Annotated in this window: 12 protein-coding genes and 1 rRNA gene; 6 read left to right on the plus strand and 7 right to left on the minus strand. The window is 70.1% G+C overall.

The genetic code is table 11. From position 1 onward, the window contains the following. Window positions 1-142 precede the first annotated feature (142 nt). Window positions 143-259 (plus strand): 5S ribosomal RNA (gene rrf / locus AC5L38_RS33520). Between the two features lie 144 nt (window positions 260-403). Here the strand turns inward: rrf and AC5L38_RS33525 are convergent. After that, window positions 404-1,378 (minus strand): serine hydrolase domain-containing protein, encoded by a 975-nt coding sequence (locus tag AC5L38_RS33525; RefSeq protein WP_495246812.1) that lies wholly within the window; start codon window positions 1,376-1,378, stop codon window positions 404-406. Window positions 1,379-2,551: 1,173 nt separating this feature from the next. Between AC5L38_RS33525 and AC5L38_RS33530 the strand changes: the two genes are divergently transcribed. Further along, a complete protein-coding gene (locus AC5L38_RS33530) occupies window positions 2,552-3,736 on the plus strand; it encodes a sugar phosphate isomerase/epimerase family protein (RefSeq protein ID WP_495246813.1) in 1,185 nt (394 codons plus the stop codon). A gap of 236 nt (window positions 3,737-3,972) precedes the next feature. Further along, window positions 3,973-7,311 carry a PQQ-dependent sugar dehydrogenase gene (locus AC5L38_RS33535; protein WP_495246814.1) on the plus strand — a complete coding sequence of 1,113 codons (3,339 nt, stop codon included), beginning with the start codon at window positions 3,973-3,975 and terminating at the stop codon, window positions 7,309-7,311. Window positions 7,312-7,575: 264 nt separating this feature from the next. Here AC5L38_RS33535 and mctP read toward each other — a convergent pair whose 3' ends face one another. The 5 genes from mctP to AC5L38_RS33560 all read right to left on the minus strand — a co-directional run bounded on the left by mctP (window position 7,576) and on the right by AC5L38_RS33560 (window position 12,635). Next, entirely contained in the window at window positions 7,576-9,234 is a 1,659-nt protein-coding gene (gene mctP, locus AC5L38_RS33540; RefSeq protein WP_495246815.1) for a monocarboxylate uptake permease MctP, read from the minus strand. Window positions 9,235-9,238: 4 nt separating this feature from the next. After that, entirely contained in the window at window positions 9,239-9,451 is a 213-nt protein-coding gene (locus tag AC5L38_RS33545) for a DUF3311 domain-containing protein (protein WP_495246816.1), read from the minus strand. Window positions 9,452-9,801: 350 nt separating this feature from the next. Further along, window positions 9,802-10,356: a VOC family protein gene (locus AC5L38_RS33550; protein WP_495246817.1), complete on the minus strand. Its 555-nt coding sequence runs from the start codon at window positions 10,354-10,356 to the stop codon at window positions 9,802-9,804. A gap of 107 nt (window positions 10,357-10,463) precedes the next feature. Next, a complete protein-coding gene (locus tag AC5L38_RS33555) occupies window positions 10,464-11,276 on the minus strand; it encodes an MBL fold metallo-hydrolase (RefSeq protein ID WP_495246818.1) in 813 nt (270 codons plus the stop codon). Between the two features lie 168 nt (window positions 11,277-11,444). Further along, the gene (locus AC5L38_RS33560; RefSeq protein WP_495246819.1) at window positions 11,445-12,635 is read right to left on the minus strand and encodes a cytochrome P450; all 1,191 of its coding nucleotides are present in this window, start codon (window positions 12,633-12,635) and stop codon (window positions 11,445-11,447) included. A 336-nt stretch (window positions 12,636-12,971) separates the two neighbouring features. On the opposite strand from AC5L38_RS33560, the gene AC5L38_RS33565 reads away from it, so the two are divergent. Beyond that, complete coding sequence (locus AC5L38_RS33565) at window positions 12,972-13,886, plus strand: SDR family oxidoreductase (protein WP_495246820.1); 915 nt, start codon at window positions 12,972-12,974, stop codon at window positions 13,884-13,886. Window positions 13,887-14,087: 201 nt separating this feature from the next. On the opposite strand, the gene AC5L38_RS33570 is transcribed toward AC5L38_RS33565, so the two are convergent. After that, complete coding sequence (locus AC5L38_RS33570; protein WP_495246821.1) at window positions 14,088-15,191, minus strand: helix-turn-helix transcriptional regulator; 1,104 nt, start codon at window positions 15,189-15,191, stop codon at window positions 14,088-14,090. Between the two features lie 394 nt (window positions 15,192-15,585). Between AC5L38_RS33570 and AC5L38_RS33575 the strand changes: the two genes are divergently transcribed. Further along, window positions 15,586-17,727: an anthranilate synthase component I gene (locus tag AC5L38_RS33575; protein ID WP_495246822.1), complete on the plus strand. Its 2,142-nt coding sequence runs from the start codon at window positions 15,586-15,588 to the stop codon at window positions 17,725-17,727. Window positions 17,728-17,850: 123 nt separating this feature from the next. Continuing rightward, window positions 17,851-19,248, plus strand: coding sequence for an amidohydrolase (locus AC5L38_RS33580; RefSeq protein ID WP_495246823.1), 1,398 nt, complete (start codon window positions 17,851-17,853; stop codon window positions 19,246-19,248). Window positions 19,249-19,298 lie beyond the last annotated feature (50 nt).

A 19,298-nucleotide genomic window follows, 5' to 3' on the forward strand; every position in this document is an offset into this window, starting at 1 on the left:
GATAGGCTGGAAGTGGAAGCGCAGTAATGTGTGGAGCTGACCAGTACTAATAGGCCGAGGACTTGACCACAAAGCAACTTTTGCTCGCGTCCACTACGCAATTCTGAGACAACAAACAGTAGGTTTGTGTGTTTCATAGGGTTACGGCGGTTATGGCGAAGGGGAAACACCCGGTTACATTCCGAACCCGGAAGTTAAGCTCTTCAGCGCCGATGGTACTGCACCGGGGACGGTGTGGGAGAGTAGGTCACCGCCGGACAATCTTTCATGAGGGCCCCCACCGTTTGGTGGGGGCCCTCATGCTTTTCCGGACCCTTTTGCGGCGGCATCCGCCTGAGGTTTCCCGTGATCTTCCGGGGGCCTGTGAGGGGTTCCGGCTCCCGCGGATCACCGGCACAGGCGATCAACGGCACATGAGCCTTCCCGCCGTTGCGATCGCCTGTCCCGCCGCCGGGGAGTTGAGCTGCACCACCACCTGGCGCCGGCCGTCCTCGCTGCTCATGGCGATTCCCGAGTATCCGTAGATCATCCCGGAGTGGTTCCACACCCGAATTCCGCATGGCAGCCTGTCGGCGAAGACGCCCAGGCCGTCCGCGCGTTTCAGTGCGGTTCCCTCAAGCAATGGTTTCGGCGTCGCCCCTCTGGAGGGTTCACCGCCGGACACGGCCCGCTTCCCGCCGAACAGCGCCTCGTAGAAGCTGCCCACGTCCCGCGCGGTCGATACCAGCCCGCCCGCGGACCAGAAGATGGAGGAGTTCACGACCGTCGCTCCGGGACCGTCGCCCTGCCTGCCCGCGGCGAGCCCGGGGGGCCGTAGATCCCGCGGCAGTTCGGTGTCGCGCAGTTTCAGGGGGCCGGTGACGCGCTCGCGGAGCGCCTCGGCGTAACTCTGGCCGGTGACCTTCTCGATGATGAGACCGAGGAGGATGAAGTTGCCGTTGGAGTAACGGTTCACCCCGCTTTTCCCCGGCCTGCCGCCGTAGCCGAGGAGTTCCCGCGGCGGCCAGTCGCGCGTGTGCATGCCGCCGTCGACGATGGCGTCCATGAAGCGGGAGTCGGTGAGATAGTCCGGTATCCCGCTGGTGTGGTTGAGCAGTTGTTCCACGGTCACCCGGCCGGCGCCGGGAAGGACGCCGGGAAGCAGCTTGCCGAGCGTGTCGTGAAGGGCCAGCCGTCGCTCGCGTACCAGCTGCAGTGTGATCGTCGCGGTGAACGTCTTGGTGATGCTCGCGATCCGGAAGCGGTGGTCGACCCGCATCGGGGTGCGCGCCGCCGGGTCGGCGAATCCCGAGGCGGCCTCCTGGACCCTCCCGTTGTCGCGGACATGCACGACCGCCCCCGGGGATCCGGCCGCCGCCACCAGGTCATCCGCGATCATCTGGAGGGTGGAGGCCGAGCCGGCGGGATCCGGCGACGCCGGGGGACGCGGCCCTTCAGAGGACGACGAGGGAGAAGAGGGAGAGGAGGGGGACGCGGGCACGGGACTCGTTCGCGGGGGAGAGGGGGGCGGGGCGGCGCTGGGAGCGGGGGAACAGGCGGTCAGCGCGATCACCAGCGAGATGGTCCCGAGTCCGGTCGCGCGCATCCGGCGTTTCCCTTCTCGTTCCTTGTGCTCCTCGCCGGGGTCATCACTTCTCCCTGAACGCGACCTGAACGCGAACTGGACGCGGGTCGGAAGCGGGCCGGACATAGTCGGACATGGGTGGGACGCGAAAACCTCCGCCCCCCGGGCGGAACCCGGGCGGGAAGGATGTCAAGACGCTACAAGCGGCGCGGCGAATGGGAAAGCCCGCCTGATGGAGGCCCGGTCCTCGGATGGAGGTCCGGCGTCGGCTGCTTCCGGCCCCGCCGGTCGGCGGGATGCTCGGCGGCCTCGTACCACTTCGACGCGCTGCTTCGATGTGCCACTCCGATGTGTCATCAGACGGCTGTCGGATGTGTTCCCGATGTCTCAGCCGACGTGTCGCACTCGATCTGTCGCATCCGGCGCACAACCATGATGCTTCTGCCGATTATGGGCGAAAGTCCTACGCTTCTCAACCAAAGTACCCGCCGAACAGGCTCCGTGACGGTTCGTGGCGGGGTGAGTCGCCCGTCGCCGGGCGACCTCACAGGTCCGGCTGGATGCAGGGCGCGAGGGAGCCGTTCGGCGGTGCTATCTGCTCATATCGTTACAAACCAAGTCTGTTGTGGCGCCTCGGAGGGCGGTCACCCCGGCTCATCAGGCAAGATCCCCCGCCGAGGGGGCTGTTGGGGGCCGGTGGGCGGGGCTGCGGACCGAGGCGACTTTGGTCGTTGATCGTAGAAAGTTCAAGTGATCATGGCAAAAGTTCTTCCAAAAGCGTCAGAAGACGCGTAACTTCCACGCCAAGTTCTCTGCACAACATCAAGAGGGCGCGGTGAGTCGGTCGGTGGCGTTCGTGGGCGGATCTCCTCGAAGAGGTGACCCGCCTGACGGGGCCGCCGGCCTGCGGTGGAAGGGGATCTGCGGTCATCCGGCTGAGGCGTCGGGGATCACGGGACTCCGTCCACCCACACGGAAGCAGGAAACATGAGTGCACACGAAGAGATCGACGAGGTCGCGGGCGCGCTGCGCCGCGGGCTCGGACTGAACCGCCGCCAGTTCCTCGCGGCCACGACGGGGGTCACCGCGGTGGCCGCCGTCTCGGCGGTGGGCCCGCTCGCGTCGGCCGCGTACGCCTCTCCCGGTGACGACCAGGAGCGCGGTCAAGGTCACGGTCACGGCGACCGGAACGCCCTGGTGCCCGAGGCCAAGCGGGGCATCATCCTCTACACGGTTCGTGACGTGATCTCCCGTGACCCGGCGGCGAACCCGAGCCTGCCGGCCGGCTTCCGGCGCGTGTTCGAGGAGCTCTCGCGGATCGGCTACAGGCAGGTGGAGTTCGCCGGCTACCGCCAGCACGCGAACGCCGAGGGCGGGGCCGACCTGGAGACCGTCGAGGGAGCCAGGCTGCTGCGCCGCTGGCTCGACGACAACGGGCTCAAGGCCCAGGGCAACCACGGCTTCATCCCCGGCTCGTGGCCGCTCACCGAGGCCGATCTCGACCGCTTCAAGCGGACCCTGGAGATCGCCGGCATCCTCGGCATGGAGCACGTGGGCACCGGCGGCGACCCGACCAACAGCGCCTACAAGGCGGACTGGGACCTCGCGGCCCAGAAATGGAACGGTCTCGGCTCGATCGCCTCGGCCGCGGGGCTCAAGCTGTACACGCACAACCACGACGCGGCGTACGGCTTCCTCCTCGACACGGGCCCGCTCGACGAGCTCGGCCGGCCCACCCGCTCGTCGGGCGTCCGCAAGCTGGAGTACTTCCTCGACATCACCAGCCGCAGGCACGTCCACCTGGAGATGGACATCTTCTGGGCGCACGTGGCGCAGTACAGGTTCCGCACGTACACCGCGCGCGACGGCTCCACCCGGACCGACATCTTCGACCCGCTGAAGCTCGTACGGCAGAACGAGAAGCGGTTCCCGCTGTTCCACGCCAAGGACGGGAAGTCCAACACCGCCGCCGCCGACGGCTACGACATGGTGCCGTTCGGCACCGGTGACATCGACTACCGCGCCTTCTTCTCGAAGCTGGACATCGAGAAGCGCCACAACCCCATGTACGAGCAGGACAACGCGCCCGGAGGGGCCGAGGAGCCGGGCCGCTCGCTCCAGTACGCCGACCTCAGCCACAAGAACCTGGCCGCCCTGCGCCGCCGCCGCTGAGAGCGCGGCGGAGGACAAGGCGAACCTTTCGAAACCCCCTCAAGAACCCGAACCCCCCAAGAGGTCGCCCCCTCAAGAACCCGAACCCTCGCACCGAAGAACACCTCGCACCGAAGAGCACCTCGAAAAAACCCGGAGACGGGTTCCGCGGACCGCCACGTGATCGAAGCCGTTGTCGCGGCACGCGTGGTGACCCGCCTTGTCCTGACACCCCCCTGAAGAAGAGGCTCAGGAAGTTGAAGCGCACCCGCGCCATGCTCGGTGGAGCACTGGCCGCCCTGTTGTTGCCCCTTGTGGTGCCCGGCACCGCATCCGTACAGGCCCAGACCAGCGTCCTGGACGCGCCCACGGACTGGTCGAACTACGAGAAGATCACGCTGACCAAGAACGTCGGCGAGCCGATCGACCTGGCGGTGCTGCCCGACAAGAGGGTCCTGCACACCGCCCGTAACGGCGACATCCGCCTGACCGACGGCGCCACCGGCCTCACCAAGGTCATCAACACGATCCCCGTCTACGCGAACTCCGAGGACGGTCTCCAGACGATCGCGATCGACCCGAAGTTCGCCGAGAACAAGTGGGTCTACGTCTACTACGCGCCGAGGACGATGACGGCGCCGTACCCGCAGACGACCCCCACCGGTTCGGCGCCCAACTCGCTGCCCGCCGGGGCGGACGAGTCGTACTGGAACCAGTGGAAGGGCTACAACCAGCTGTCGCGGTTCAAGTGGACCGGTGACGCGCTGGACCTCTCCACCGAGCAGGCCATCATCAAGGTCGAGGCGCAGCGCGGGCAGTGCTGCCACGTCGCGGGCGACGTGGACTGGGACGCCGCCGGCAACCTCTACCTCGTCACCGGTGACAACACCCCCGCGGGCACGCCCGGGGCCAACGGCATGGCGCCCAACAACGACGCCCCCGGGATGAACCCCGGCCTCGACGCGCGGCGCGGCGCCGGCAACAGCAACGACCTGCGCGGCAAGATCCTGCGCATCACGGTGCAGGAGGACGGCACCTACACCGTCCCGGCCGGCAACCTGTTCGCGCCGGGAACGGCCAAGACGCGCCCTGAGATCTTCGTGACGGGCGTGCGGAACGCCTTCCGGATCGACGTCGACGACGCGACCGGCACGCTCTCCTGGGGCGACTACGGCCCCGACGCCGGTGCGGCCGACCCCGCCCGCGGGCCCTTGGGCTACGTGGAGTGGAACGTCACCCCCCTCGACAAGCCGATGAACAGCGGCTGGCCCTACTGCACCGGCAACAACTTCAACTACAACGACTGGAACTTCGCGACCTCGACGCCGCGTGAGTGGTTCGACTGCGCGGGCGGGCCGACGAACACCTCCCGCTGGAACACCGGCATCGCCAAGCTGCCGGCCGCGACCCCCGCGGACCTCTACTACGGCGACAACAACACCCACCAGCCCGCGGAGTGGGCCGGGCTCACCGACTTCGAGCCGGCGGGCGGCCAGGGGCCGATGGGCGGTCCCGTCTACAACTACGACGCGGCCAACCCGTCGCCGACGAAGTTCCCGGCGTACTGGGACAAGAAGTTCTTCTACGGCGAGTTCTCCCAGGACTACCTCGCGGCGTTCACCGTGACGGGGTCGGACGGGCCGGTGACCAAGCTTGAGCACTTCCTGCCCAACGACGCGCTGAACACGGCGGTGATGCCGATCACCGACAGCCCGATGGACATCGAGTTCGGTCCCGACGGGTCGCTGTACGTGCTCGACTACGGCGACGGCTTCTTCCGCGCCAACCCCGACGCGGGCCTGTACCGCATCGACTACGCCGAGGGGAACAAGACGCCGCAGGCGAAGATCGTCGCCAAGCCGGTGTCGGGCAGCGCCGCGCCGCTCACCGTCGCCTTCAGCGCCGAGACGTCCACCGACGCCGAGCCGGGCGCGCTGACCTACGAGTGGGACTTCGACGGCAACGGGACCTTCGACGCCACCGGCGTGACGGCCTCGCACACCTACCCGGCCCTCGGCCAGTACTCCGCCAGGCTCCGGGTGACCGACGCGCAGGGCAAGTTCGGCCTCACCTCGACCGAGATCACCGTGGGCAACACCGCGCCCGAGGTGACCATCCAGACGCCGGGCAACGGTTCCTTCTTCAACTGGGGCGACGCGGTGCCGTTCCGGATCGGGGTCACCGACAAGGAGGACGGCAACAACCCGGTGTGCAGCCGGGTGCAGTGGACCTTCGGCCTCGGCCACGACACGCACGCGCACCCCGAGACCCTCGGTTCGGGATGCTCGGGCGCCTGGCCGACCCCGGCCGACGCTCCCGAGCACGGCGAGACCGAGAACATCTTCGGCGTCGTCGTCGTGAGCTACCGGGACAACGGCGCCGGCGACATCCCCGGGGCGCTCGGCGACGCCACGCTCATCCTCAACCCCAAGGAGCTGCAGGCCGAGCACTCGGACGCGAACAGCGGCGTCACCAAGGTGGAGGACGAGAGCGCGTCCGGCCTGGCGAAGATCACGTCCTTCGACGCCGGTGACTGGATCGCGTACGACCCGGTGAACTTCGCCGGTGTCACCGGCGTGAAGACCCGCGCCTCGGGTGCCGGAACGCTGTCGCTGCGGTGGGGTTCGGAGACGGCGGAGCCGTTCGCCACCGTCACCGTGCCGGCCGGGTCCGGCTGGCAGACCGTGGACACCTCGCTCACCGGCGCCCCGACGGGCAGCGGCAAGCTCTACGTCACCTCGACCGGCGGCGTGGAGGTCGACGGGTTCACCTTCCAGGGCGACGGTGTCTCCGACGAGACGCCTCCGACCGTGTCGGCCACGCTCACCCCGGCCGCGCCGGGCGGGGAGAACGGCTGGTACACCGGCAACGTCACGCTGACGGTCACCGCGACCGACAACGGCACGGTGTCGAGCCGCCAGTACTCGCTCGACGGCACGACGTGGTCGAACGCCAACAACCCGGTCACCCTGACCGCCGACGGGACGGCCACCGTCCGCTACCGTGCGACCGACAGCGCGGGCAACGTCTCGCCGGTCGGCACCGCCACGGTGAAGATCGACAAGTCCGCCCCGGTCCTGACCGTGAGCGGGGTGGAGCCCGGCAAGTACGGTGACTCCGCGTCCATCACGCCCGTCTTCTCCGCGGCCGACGCGACGTCGGGGGTGGCGAGCGTGACGGCGGCCATCGGTGACCTGGCGGTGGTCTCCGGCGAGCCGCTCGCCCTGTGGAAGCTGGCACTCGGCGCGAACACGCTGACCGTCACCGCCAAGGACAAGGCGGGTCACGTCACGAAGCAGACCGTCGCGTTCGAGGTCACGACCTCTATCGCCGACGTGGAGAAGCTCATCGACATCTTCGAGGCGGCCGGGCAGCTGTCGGCCTCCGGCGCCGCGAAGCTCCAGGACAAGATCTCCAAGGTCATGGTGTCCGAGGACAAGGGGCGCGAGCGCGACAAGAAGAAGATCGTCAAGAAGCTTGAGCGCTTCGTCGAAGCGGTCAACGACCCGAAGATCGTCTCCAACCCGACGGTGAAGGCCACGCTTCTGCGTGACGCCAACGCCCTGATCGTCGCCAACGGCGGCACGCCCGTGTAAGCGGGACCACGGCCCCGACCTGAGGGTGTCGCCACGTTGACCACGGCCCCGACCTGAGGGTGTCGCCACGTTGACCACGGCCCCGACCTGAGGGTGTCGCCACGTTGACGGCGACGCGCTGACGACGACGCGGGGGGAGAGCCTGACAGGCTCTCCCCCCGCACTCGTTTCCGGGTACCGGGATCGGACTGCGCCCGGGATCCCGTCGGGGGTCTCGGACCCGGAGTACGTCCAGTGTGCCGGTGGATTCCGGGGCTTCGGCGCCTAGGGCTTGGGGCTCCGGGGCTTCGGGGTCTTGGGATCGGGGCCTGGAGCCGTCCCGTGGGTTCCGTGGGTGGCGAGGTCGAGATCCTTGATCCTGGGGTCGCCCTCGTCGGCGAAGTAGTGGTCGGGCTGGGTGGAGTCGACACCGTCGGAGGACTTCACGGCGCGCGCGATGACCGTGCCGAGCGCGGCGACGGCCAGGTTGACCGCGAGCGCGAGGATGCCCGCGTAGATCGTCATCTTGGTGTCCAGGCCCAGCTTCTCCAGCGGGAACGCCGACCCGGCGAAGTGCAGCTTGCCGGTGGCCGGGTTGCCGATGTTGTAGAGCAGGAGCATCCCGGCTCCCATGCCGCCGATCCATCCGGCGATCAGGCCGCCGCGGTGGAACCAGCGGGTGTAGAGGCCGAGCGCCACCGACGGGAGCGTCTGCAGGATGATGACGCCGCCGATGAGCTGCAGGTCGATGGAGAAGCCGGTGTCGAGGAACAGGATGCACAGCACCGCGCCGACCTTGACGAGCAGTGAGGTGATCTTCGAGACGCGGGCCTCGTCGGCGTCGCTCGCGTGCGGCTTCAGATACTCCCTGTAGATGTTGCGGGTGAACAGGTTCGCCGCGGCGATCGACATGATGGCCGCCGGGACCAGCGCGCCGATGCCGATCGCGGCGTACGCGACGCCGGTGAACCAGTCGGGGAACATCTTGTCGAACAGCTGCGGCACGATCGTGTTGTTGTCCGTGCCGATGGGCTTGATCCCGGCCGCGATGGCCATGAAGCCGAGCAGCGCGATCAGGCCGAGCAGCAGGCTGTAGGCGGGCAGCGCCGCCATGTTCCGCTTGATCACGCCGCGGTTCTTGGAGGCGAGCACGCCGGTGATGCTGTGCGGGTAGAGGAAGAGCGCGAGCGCCGAGCCCAGGGCCAGCGTCATGTACTGCAGCTGGTTGTTCGCGTTGAGCAGGATCCCGTCGCCGGGCGCGGCGCTGGCGGCGAACTTGTCCTGGGCGGCGCCGAAGATGCCCGACCAGCCGCCCTCGATCTGGGCGGGGATCGCGAAGATCGCCACCAGGATCACGATGTAGATCAGCGTGTCCTTGACGAACGCGATCAGCGCGGGGGCGCGCAGGCCCGACTGGTAGGTGTACGCGGCCAGGATCGCGAACGCGATGATGATCGGCAGGTGGCCGGTCACGCCCATCGACTTCAGCACGGCCTCGATGCCGACGAGCTGGAGCGCGATGTAGGGCATCGTCGCCACGATGCCGGTGATCGCGACCAGCAGCGCCAGCGTGGGCGAGCCGAACCTGGCCCGGACGAAGTCGGCCGGGGTCACGAAGCCGTGCACGTGCGAGACCGACCAGAGGCGGATCAGCACCAGGAAGACGATCGGGTAGACCACGATCGTGTACGGCACCGCGAAGAAGCCCATCGCGCCCGCGCCCCAGATCAGGGCGGGCACGGCCACGAAGGTGTAGGCGGTGTAGAGGTCGCCGCCGATGAGGAACCAGGTGACCCACGAGCCGAAGTTGCGGCCGCCGAGCCCCCACTCGTCGAGGCTCGCCAGGCTGTCCGGCCGGCGCCAGCGCGCGGCCACGAACCCCATGCCGCTGACCACCAGGAACAGCACGGAGAAGATGATGATCTCTGTCAGGTGAGCTTCCATCGGGTCACCGCCGCCGCTTCGTCATCTGGTAGACGATCGTGGTGCACGTGACCCCGACCGCGATGAAGGCGAGCTGCAGCCAGTAGAACAGCGGAAAACCGAAAAGCCGGGGCTCATCGGAATTGTAGAGAAACGGGAGCAAAGGTAGGATGATCGGTACGATAAGCAGCCAGTTCCATGGGCTGCGATCGCTCCGGTTCCCGTTTGGAGTGGTCAACACGGTCTCCTTGAGCTGGAGAAGGGACGTCCGGACAGGATCGTCCCCTTCGGCTGACCGGCAGCGTAATTACGCGGTCGTTTCATTCAGGTCACCGAGCGCCGAGCGGCACGGGTGGCGCGACGAACGGCAACACGGCTCCGCGTTCACGGCCGCAGGCGAGGTCAAGGGGGTCTTACCTCCCGCACCGCTCCACTTCGCCGACGAACTCCCCCCGGTCACCGAATCCCCGGCGCGGCTTCCTTGACATGATCGAGCAAGTTCTCGTAAAGGCATGCCTCGTGGGAGCACGCCACGGGAAGACGTCTCATGCGGCGGGCGGATCCAGGAAATCCCGGCCGTGCGCGGGCTCAGACGGTCCTGTCGGCGGCGGTTCTCGGCTCGTGCCGCACGTCCTCCGGCAGGCCGAGCTCCCTGGTCCAGGCGGCGAACTCCACCAGGATGCCGTCGGGGTCCTTGAAGTAGATCGACCGGACGAACACGTCCTCTCCCATGGCGGCCGCTATGCCGAGCTCGCTGTCGTCGTGGTTGAGGATCACCCCGACGTCCACGCCCTTGGCGATGAGCTTGTCGCGGTACTCCTCGATCCGGTCCGGGGCGACGTCGAGGGCGATGTGGTTCATCGAGCCGACCGCCGAGAGCAGCTCACCCCGGTCGGGCAGGTTCTTCGGCGCCGAGACGCCGGGAATCCCCTCGGGCGCGTCGGGGAACCAGAAGAACGCCAGCGCGTTGCCGCCTCCGCAGTCGAAGAAGAAGTGCTGCCCCCAGCCCATCGGCAGCTCGATCGTCTTGATCAGGGGCATGCCCAGGACGCCGGAGTAGAAGTCGACCGTCTGCTTCATGTCCGAGCACACCAGTGCGAGGTGGTTGATCCCGCGCAGCTCGAACTCGGTGTTGTCCGCCATGTTCTCCTCGCTCCTTCGAGTAATGACTGCCTATCACAGGAGGGCGGGGCGAGACCCGGGCGCCGGTCGTGGGCGGTGGCGGAGAGCGGCGCCGCCGGCCGCCTCGCTCACGGCCGTTCGGGCACCTCGTAGCTCTCTCCCCTTTCCAGGTAGGTGACCCGGCCTCCGTGGCCACTCCGCTCGACGTGGTCGCGGAAGTCGGAGAGCGGAGAGCTGAAGGCGCCGTAGTCGTCGTAGTGCACCGGCAGCACGCGGCGCGGCCTGATCAGACGCACCCATTCGCTGCCCTGCCGGCCGTCCATCGTCACCAGCAGGACGCCCAGCAGTTTCGTGCCGCCCAGGTGGACGATCCCAAGGTCGATGTCCGGGAAGCGGCGCGGGATGGCGTCCAGCTCCCTGGTCATGAGCGTGTCGCCGCTGACGTGCATGCGCAGGTTCACCCGGCCGTCCGTGCCGGAGAACTCCAGCATGCTCCCCATCACGGGTGGCAGGAGGACGTCCGCCAGGCCGGGGCCGTGGCGCGCGGGCAGCGAGGTGATCCTCAGCGAGCCGCCCGCGGCCCGGAGTTCGTGGTCGTGCCAGGTGGCCAGGCCGACCGCTCCGCCGAAGCCCTGCCGCTTCAGCTTCCGCGCCGCCTGCGGTGTGGTGACGATCGGCGTGCTGTGGTCCAGCCCTCTGCGGGCCACCCGGTCCCAGTGGTCGCCGTGCATGTGCGAGAGGAGAACGGCGTCCAGCGGCGGGAGCCGGTCGACGCTCAGCGCGGGCTCGGTCAGCCGCCTGGTGAACAACCCGTAGCCCAGGTAGGCGTGCTGGCCGCGGTGCAGGAAGTTGGGGTCCGTGAGGACGGTGAACCCGTTGCAGCGGATGAGCGTCGTGGCGTTGCCGACGAACAGCACACTCGCCCTCTCCTGGTCGGACATGCCGTGACCCCCTGTCAGGTCAGTGAAATGATTGTCATGCCCGGACCGCGCCGGCCGCACACATGGTCGAACCTCGCCGGCCGCACACATGCCCGGCCCGTGACCCGCGCCTGCCGGTGCGGGGGGCTTCGCCGCCCTCTCACCCCGGCCGGCGGGCGGCCGTCGCGGTCACCAGGCGACCTTCAGGGACGACAGGCCGTACACGAAGCTGAAGGAGCGGAAGTGCGCCTCGGATTCGACCTCGCGCAGCTCGGGGAAGCGCCTGAGCAGCGCGGGGAAGGCGATGCACATCTCCATCCGCGCCAGCGGCGCACCCAGGCAGTGGTGCACGCCGTGACCGAAGGCCACGTGGCCGGGCGCGCCCCGGGTGAGGTCCAGCACCTCCGGATCCGACAGGAACGCGGGGTCGCGGTTGGCGCCGAGCAGCGAACACATCATCAGCTCGCCGGGCCCGATCTCCTGTCCGGCGATCTCGACCTTGGTGGTGGTCATCCTGAAGGTGCTGGAGTGGACGATGCTGAGCCAGCGCAGCAGCTCCTCCACCGCGGCGTCGACGCGGTCGGGCTCCTTCTTGAGCAGCTCCAGCTGTGCGGGGTCGCGCAGCAGGGCGAGCGTGCCCAGCCCGAGCATGTTGGCGGTGGTCTCGTGACCGGCCACCAGCAGCAGGCCGCCGATGCCGATGAGCTCGTCCGTCGTCAGGTCGGCGTGCTCGCGGACCAGCGTGCCGAGCAGTTCCTCCCCTGGGGCGGCCTGGGCACGCGCGACCAGCTCGGCCATGTAGGCGCGCGACTCCATCTGCGCCGCCCTGCGCTCCTCGAAGGACGCCGACATGTCGAGCATCCGGCGGGTCCTGCGCTGGAAGTCCTTCCGGTCGGCGTACGGCACGCCCAGCAGCTCGCAGATCACCAGGGAGGGGACCGGCAGCGCGAACGACGACACCAGGTCGGCGGGGGACCCCGCGCGCTCCATCGCGTCCAGGTGATCTTCGATGATGCACGAGATCCGCGGCTCCAGCCGGCGTATCCGGCGCAGGGTGAACTCCGGGGTGAGCATCCGGCGCAGCCGGGTGTGCTCGGGAGGGTCGCAGGCGAGCAGGTTGCCCGCGCGGAGCGCGGCGAGCTCCTCCTCGCCGATCCGGACGCCGGGCGGCTGGAAGTTGATCGTATGGGCGTTGCTGAACCGCTCCGCGTCGCTCAGTACCGCGCGCACGTCCTCGTAGCGGGTCACCAGCCAGGCGTCGACACCCGGCGGTGTCCTGGCGAGCCTGACTCCCTCCCCGTCCCGCAGCGCCTCCAGCTCCGGATCGGGACCGAAACCCGCTCGCCGCATGTGCGGAGGCAGCGTCGAAGACTCTCCCATGGGACCCCCCTCGATGACTCGCCGTTCTGGCCACTGCGAAAAAACGCTAGCAACCCATCGATTGCACACAAAGGACCCTGACGGCCGTCCCGGGTCAGTTTCGTGTCACTGACCAGCCACTACTTGATTCGGCTCGCTCCGGCGGCGGTGCGGACCGCCGGTTCTCCGGCCCGGGACCGGGACGCTGGCACCACGGTCCCGGACGCGGGAGGCCCGGGGCGCGGCACGGTTCTCCCGTCCTCTCCGTCGACCGTTTCGCTCCACGGCCATATCCCTCGATGGACGTCGCGCGAAAACATGACAGTAGATGTCCCCTTTTCGCGCCACGCTGGCCTCATGACAAGAACGCTGGAAGGGAAGGTCGCCCTGGTCGCGGGGGCGACGAGGGGGACCGGCCGGGGAATCGCGGCGGAGCTGGGCGCGGCCGGTGCCACGGTCTACTGCACCGGGAGGAGCACGCGGGAGCGGCGCTCGGAGATGGACCGGCCGGAGACCATCGAGGAGACGGCCGAGCTGGTGACCCGCGGGGGCGGGCGCGGCATCGCGGTCAGGGTGGACCACCTGGACCCGGAGCAGGTACGCGCCCTGGTGGAGCGGATCAGGACCGAGCAGGGCAGGCTCGACATCCTCGTCAACGACGTCTGGGGCGCCGACCCGCTCACCGAGTGGCACGTCCCCGTCTGGAAGCACTCCCTCGACGACGGCCTGCGCATCCTCCGGCTGGCGGTGGACACCCATCTCATCACCAGTCACCACGCCCTGCCCCTGCTGATCGAGAACCCCGGGGGCATGGTGATCGAGGTGACCGACGGCACCCTGGAGTACAACACCGTCAACTACCGGCTCTCGGCCTTCTACGACCTGGCCAAGATCTCGGTGAACCGCCTGGCGTTCAGCCAGGCCCACGAGCTGCGCCCGCACGGCTGCGCCGCGATCTCGCTCACCCCCGGCTGGCTCAGGTCGGAGAGCATGCTGGAGCTCTTCGGCGTCACCGAGGAGAACTGGCGGGACGCCACCGACAAGCAGCCGCACTTCGTGATCTCCGAGACACCCGCCTACACCGGTCGCGCGGTCGTCGCCCTCGCCGCCGACGAGGACCGGATGCGCTGGTCGGGACAGTCGGTGTCCAGCGGGCGGCTCGCCCAGGTCTACGGCTTCACCGACGTCGACGGCAGCAGGCCCGACGCCTGGCGCTACATCGAGGAGGTCGAGAGCAAGGGCAAACCCGCCGACGCCACCGGCTACCGCTGACCTTCGCCGGTTCCGGCGCCGGTGCCGGAACCGGTGCCGGGCCCGCCGACCGGAAAAGCCGGCCGGGAAGGTCGGCGCGGAACCGGCGCCGGGCCCGCTGATCGGAAAAGCCGGCAGGAAAGGATCGGCCGGGAAGGTCGGCAGGGAAGGTCGGCAGGGAAGGTCGGCAGGGATCGCGGTGGGGAAGCGGTGGGGGAGCGGTCAGCGGCCTGAGGTGCCGGTGTCGGCGGTGTCTCCCGCACCGGCGGTGTCGCCGGTGCGGGAGACGCAGGTCGGGTCGGCGGGGGAGTCGGGGGCGGCGTACAGGTCGCGCAGGCGGGTGGCGGCCTCGGTGAGGCGGGCGCGGAGGACGGGCGGGTCGACGACCTCGGCCTCCGGGCCGAAGCGGAGGATCTGGCTGTAGGCGATCTCCGGTGACTCGACGGGCAGCCGGAACGTCACCCACCCCTGCCCGTCGGGCTCGCCGGCGGAGGCCAGGGCGGCGTCGAGGGCGGCCGGATCGGCGACGGCGGGGAGCGCGCGGCGGCCGGCTGGGCTCAGCCGTACGGTGACGTGCGTGGTGAGCAGGGAGCCGGCGAAGCGCGCCGCCCTCTCGCTCCAGAACGCGGCCAGGTCGAAGGTTCCGTCCCGCTCGAAGTGCAGGTCGTGATGGATCTCGACCTCGTCGAAGCGGTCGACCCGGTAGATGGCGAACCGGGTCGCCAGGTACCAGACCCCGGCCTTCAACACGAGCCCGTACGGATCCAGGCGCCGCCGGGCGGCCTCGGCCCGCTCCGTCCGCCCGCCCTCCCCGGTCCGCTCGTCGGGTCGGGGGCGGGTGGCGCGCCGGTACAGGGCGGTGACCGGGTGGTCGCCCCACACCGCTCTGGCCAGGGGCGCCAGCGCCGCCGGTGGGGGACGCTCGCTCGCGAACCAGCCGGGGGCGTCCAGGTGGAAGCGCTGGGCCGCGGTCGCGGGGGCGTCGCGGAGACCGGGGGAGAGCGCGGCGGAGGCCTTCAACCGGGCGGTGGCCGCCACCTCGCTCAGCCCCATCTCCCGCAGCGCCTCCGGGACGCCCGACAGGAACAGCGCCTCGGCCTCGGCGCGGTCCAGCCCGGTGAGGCGGGTGCGGTACCCGTCCAGCAGCCGGTAGCCGCCGCCTCGGCCTCGGTCGGCGTACACCGGCACGCCGGCCTCCGACAGGGCCAGCACGTCACGGTGGACGGTCCGCTCGGAGACCTCCAGCTCCCTGGAGAGCTCCGCCGCGGTCATCCCGCCCCGGGCCTGGAGCAGCAGCACCAACGACATCAACCTGGCCGCGCGCACTCCCCGACCCTAGCCCTGGCGCACCCGTGACGCGGCCGGGCGAAACGGAGCCGCCGGGCCGGGACCGCCGGAACGGGACCTCGGGAACGGGAACGCCGGAACGAGGGCGGTTGGATCACTCGGCGCGCGTACCTCACGTGGATTCTGGTGATTATGGGAGGTTTTGGGCGTGTGTGAACGGGGGGCGGGCCGGGCGTGGGTGTCACGTTGCATGATCGCGGTCGCCGCCGGTACTCTGGCCACATGCGACACCCGTTTACCCTTCAGTGGTGGCGCCGCTTCTGAGCGGCGCAGGTTTCGCATTCGCGAGCAGACAGGCGGCCGCCCAAGGGAGGCGGCCTTTTCTGTGTCCGCTCCCTTGAGGCATCAGGGAAACAAGAGGGGCGATACCGCAGTGGAGACGAGCCGATATACCACCGCCGGCGGCATAGGGGTCGAGGTCACCGCGTCCGACGTGCCCGAGACGGTGCTTGAGGACGTCGTCACGACGCTCGGCGAGCGCCGTGGCGGAGTGCTCTCCTCCGGGATGGAGTATCCCGGCCGCTACAGCCGATGGCACCTCGCCTACGTCGACCCCTGCCTGGAGATCGTCGCCAGGGGGCGCAGGATCTCCGCCCGCGCGCTGAACGCCCGGGGCAGGGTGGTCCTGCCGGCCATCGTGTCCTGCCTGCTGGCGGCGGGCAAGCCCGTCGAGGAGCCGACGGCCGACCTCGTCGAGGTCCACGTGGCCGAGTCCGAGGACATCCTCCCCGAGGAGATGCGCAGCCGCCGTCCCACGGTCTTCACCGCGATCCGCGAGGTCATCGCCGCGTTCAAGGGCGAGAACGAGCACCTGGGCCTGTACGGCTCCTTCGGCTACGACCTGGCCTTCCAGTTCGAGCCGATCAGGCAGGTCCTGACGCGGGCCGCCGACCAGCGCGACCTCGTGCTGCACCTGCCCGACCGGGTGATGGTGATCGACCGCAAGAGGGAGACCAGCAAGGAGTTCCGCTACGAGTTCACCGTGGACGGCGTCTCCACCCACGGGCTCGCCCGCGAGGGGGAGGTCGTGCCGCTCACCCCGCCGCCGTCCGAGCTCCCGGCCGACCCCGAGAAGGGCTCCTACGCCCAGGTGGTGGCCGCGGCCAAGGAGAAGTTCGTCCGCGGCGACCTGTTCGAGGTCGTCCCCGGCCAGGTCTTCCACGCGCCCTGCACCGACCCGGCCGCCTTCTACCGGGGGCTGCGCAAGGTCAACCCGGCGCCGTACGAGTTCCTGTTCAACCTCGGCGAGGGCGAGCACCTGGTCGGGGCCTCCCCGGAGATGTACGTCCGGGTCAGCGGCGACCGCGTCGAGACCTGCCCCATCTCCGGCACCATCGCCCGCGGCGGCAACCCCATCGAGGACGCCGACGCGATCCGGACCCTCCTGTCCAGCGTCAAGGAGGAGTCGGAGCTGACCATGTGCACCGACGTGGACCGCAACGACAAGTCCCGCATCTGCGTGCCGGGGACGGTCCAGGTGATCGGCCGGCGCCAGATCGAGATGTACTCCCGGCTCATCCACACCGTCGACCACATCGAGGGCCGGCTGCGCCCGGAGTTCGACGCCCTCGACGCCTTCCTCACCCACATGTGGGCCGTCACCGTCACCGGCGCCCCCAAGACCTGGGCGATGCAGTTCATCGAGGACCACGAGGCCACCACGCGGCGCTGGTACGGCGGCGCGGTCGGCTACATCGGCTTCGACGGCTCGATGAACACCGGCCTGACCCTGCGCACCGCGCAGATCCGCGGCGGGGTCGCCACCGTCAGGGCCGGGGCCACGCTGCTGTTCGACTCCGACCCCGAGGCCGAGGAGCGGGAGACCGAGCTCAAGGCCAGCGCCCTGCTGGGCGCCCTGGCCGCGGTCGGCGCGGCCCCGCAGGAGCGGGCCGAGGCGGAGGCGGCCGCCACGCCGCCGGGAGACGGGATGAAGGTGCTGCTCGTCGACCACGAGGACTCCTTCGTCAACACGCTCGCCGACTACTTCCGCCAGCAGGGCGCCGAGGTCGTCACGCTCAGGCACGGCTTCCCCGTCACGATGATCGACGAGATCGCGCCCTCCCTGGTGGTGCTGTCGCCCGGCCCCGGCTGGCCGTCCGACTTCGGGCTGCCCGCCCTGGTCGGCGCCCTCTACGAGCGCGACCTGCCGGTGTTCGGCGTCTGCCTCGGCCTGCAGGGCATGGTGGAGCAGGCCGGCGGCACCCTCGAACTGCTGTCCTACCCCGAGCACGGAAAGCGCGGCCGGGTGCGGCGGCTGGGCGCCAGCGCCCTGCTCGACGGGCTCCCCGAGGAGTTCACCGCCGCGCGCTACCACTCGGTCCACGCCAAGCGGCCGGGCGTCGGAGGGTTCACCGCCACCGCGCTCACCCCGGACGGCGCGGTGATGGCCATCGAGGACGTCGAGCGGCGCCGCTTCGCGGTGCAGTTCCACCCCGAGTCGATCCTCACCGCCGAGGGGGGCGCGGGAGCGAAGATCATCGCCAACGTTCTCCGGCTCTGCCGCAAGGGCGGGTAAAGACCTCGTATTCCGCGCCCGGCGGTCACGCCGGGCGACCCTAGAGTTCTCCCCGTCGTGGAGACCGCCGGGCGTACCGGGCCGAGATCGGCCGGTACGCCCGGCGGCGGGGGAGGAGCGGGCATGAGGTCGGACGGCGTGCTGCCCGTCGAACTGCCCGACGCCGTACGGGAGGCGCTGCTGGCGCCGCTGGTCGACCACAACTGCCACGGCGTGCGCCGCGACGACCTGACCCGGGCCCGCTTCGAGACGCTGCTCACCGACACGGGGACCCCGGCGCCGCCGGGCACCACCCACTTCGACACCCCCGCGGGCGCGGCTGTCCGGCGCTGGTGCGCCCCCGTCCTCGGCCTCGCCCCGCACGTGCCGCCCGCCGTCTACCTGGCCCGCAGGGCGGAGCTCGGCGCGGCCGAGGTGAACCGGCGGCTGCTGGACGCCGCGGGGATCTCCACCTTCCTGCTTGACGGGTCCGGCTCCGACTTCGACGACCACGACGGTCCGATGGTTCACGAGGACGGCGTCGGCGGCATGGGCGGCATGGGCGGCATGGGCGGCATGGGCGGCGCGGACGGCGCGGACACCGTGCGGGTCGTCCACATCGAGCGGGCCGAGGAGGAGGTCGCCGGGACCGCCGTCTCCGGGGTCTCCTACATCTCCGCCCTCGCCCAGAGGCTCGCCGAGCGGGCCGTCCGCGCCGTCGCGCTGAAGTCGGTCACCGCCCACCGCTCCGGCCGGCCCCTCGATCCGGCCAGGCCGAGCCGGGGAGCGGTGATCGCGGCGGCCACCCGGCGGCTGGCCTGCCCGGGGGAGCGGCTCACCGACCAGGTGCTGCTGCGCCACCTGCTCTGGACGGCGGTCGACGTGGCCAGGGAGTACGGGCGGCCGCTGCAGTTCCACACCGGCCTCGCCCGGCACGCCGGGGACACGCGCCACGAAATTCCGCCGGGGCGCGGTGGCGGCGACCGTACCGTCCCCGGCGGTCGCGGCGCGTACGGCGGCCACCGGCCCTACGCCGGCGGCGGGCACGGCGGCTTCGGCGCCGCCGGGGGCGCCGGCGGTTTCGGGCCCTCCGGAGGGAACGCCGGTCCCGGCTGGGGCCCCGACCCGGGTCCGTACGGCGCGGGCCCGGCGCCGCTGGCCGGTTTCATCATGGCGACGCAGCCGGTGGGCGTCCCCGTCGTCCTGTTGCACTGCCACCCGTACCACCGGCAGGCAGCCCATCTGGCGGGCGCCCTCCCGCACGTCTACGTCGACGTGGGAGCGGCCCTGACCCGCAGCGCCACGGGGTCGGCCGCGGTCATGGCGGAACTCCTGGAACTCGTGCCGTTCCACAAGCAGCTGTTCGGCTCCGGCGGGCACGGCGTGGCCGAGAACTGCCACCTCGGCGCCCTGCACTATCGGCGCGGCCTGGCCGGGGCACTCGCCGCGCGGCTGAGCGACGGCGAGTGGAGCACCGCGGACGCCGCCCGGGTGGCCCAGATGATCGGCTCGGGCAACGCCCGCCGGATATACCGGTTGTGACGGATGCCGCCACCGGGGCGCCTGGGTTCCCTGGAATAATGAGGCGACTG

It is taken from the genome of Streptosporangium nanhuense (assembly GCF_059358815.1).

Excerpts from the sequence above, each read along its gene's own strand:
- AC5L38_RS33560 (WP_495246819.1), bottom strand. The coding sequence starts at position 12,635 with ATGGGAGAGTCTTCGACGCTGCCTCCGCACATGCGGCGAGCGGGTTTC.
- AC5L38_RS33550 (WP_495246817.1), bottom strand. The coding sequence starts at position 10,356 with ATGGCGGACAACACCGAGTTCGAGCTGCGCGGGATCAACCACCTCGCA.
- mctP (WP_495246815.1), bottom strand. The coding sequence starts at position 9,234 with ATGGAAGCTCACCTGACAGAGATCATCATCTTCTCCGTGCTGTTCCTG.
- AC5L38_RS33555 (WP_495246818.1), bottom strand. The coding sequence starts at position 11,276 with ATGTCCGACCAGGAGAGGGCGAGTGTGCTGTTCGTCGGCAACGCCACG.
- AC5L38_RS33565 (WP_495246820.1), top strand. The coding sequence starts at position 12,972 with ATGACAAGAACGCTGGAAGGGAAGGTCGCCCTGGTCGCGGGGGCGACG.
- AC5L38_RS33525 (WP_495246812.1), bottom strand. The coding sequence starts at position 1,378 with ATGATCGCGGATGACCTGGTGGCGGCGGCCGGATCCCCGGGGGCGGTC.
- AC5L38_RS33580 (WP_495246823.1), top strand. The coding sequence starts at position 17,851 with ATGAGGTCGGACGGCGTGCTGCCCGTCGAACTGCCCGACGCCGTACGG.
- AC5L38_RS33530 (WP_495246813.1), top strand. The coding sequence starts at position 2,552 with ATGAGTGCACACGAAGAGATCGACGAGGTCGCGGGCGCGCTGCGCCGC.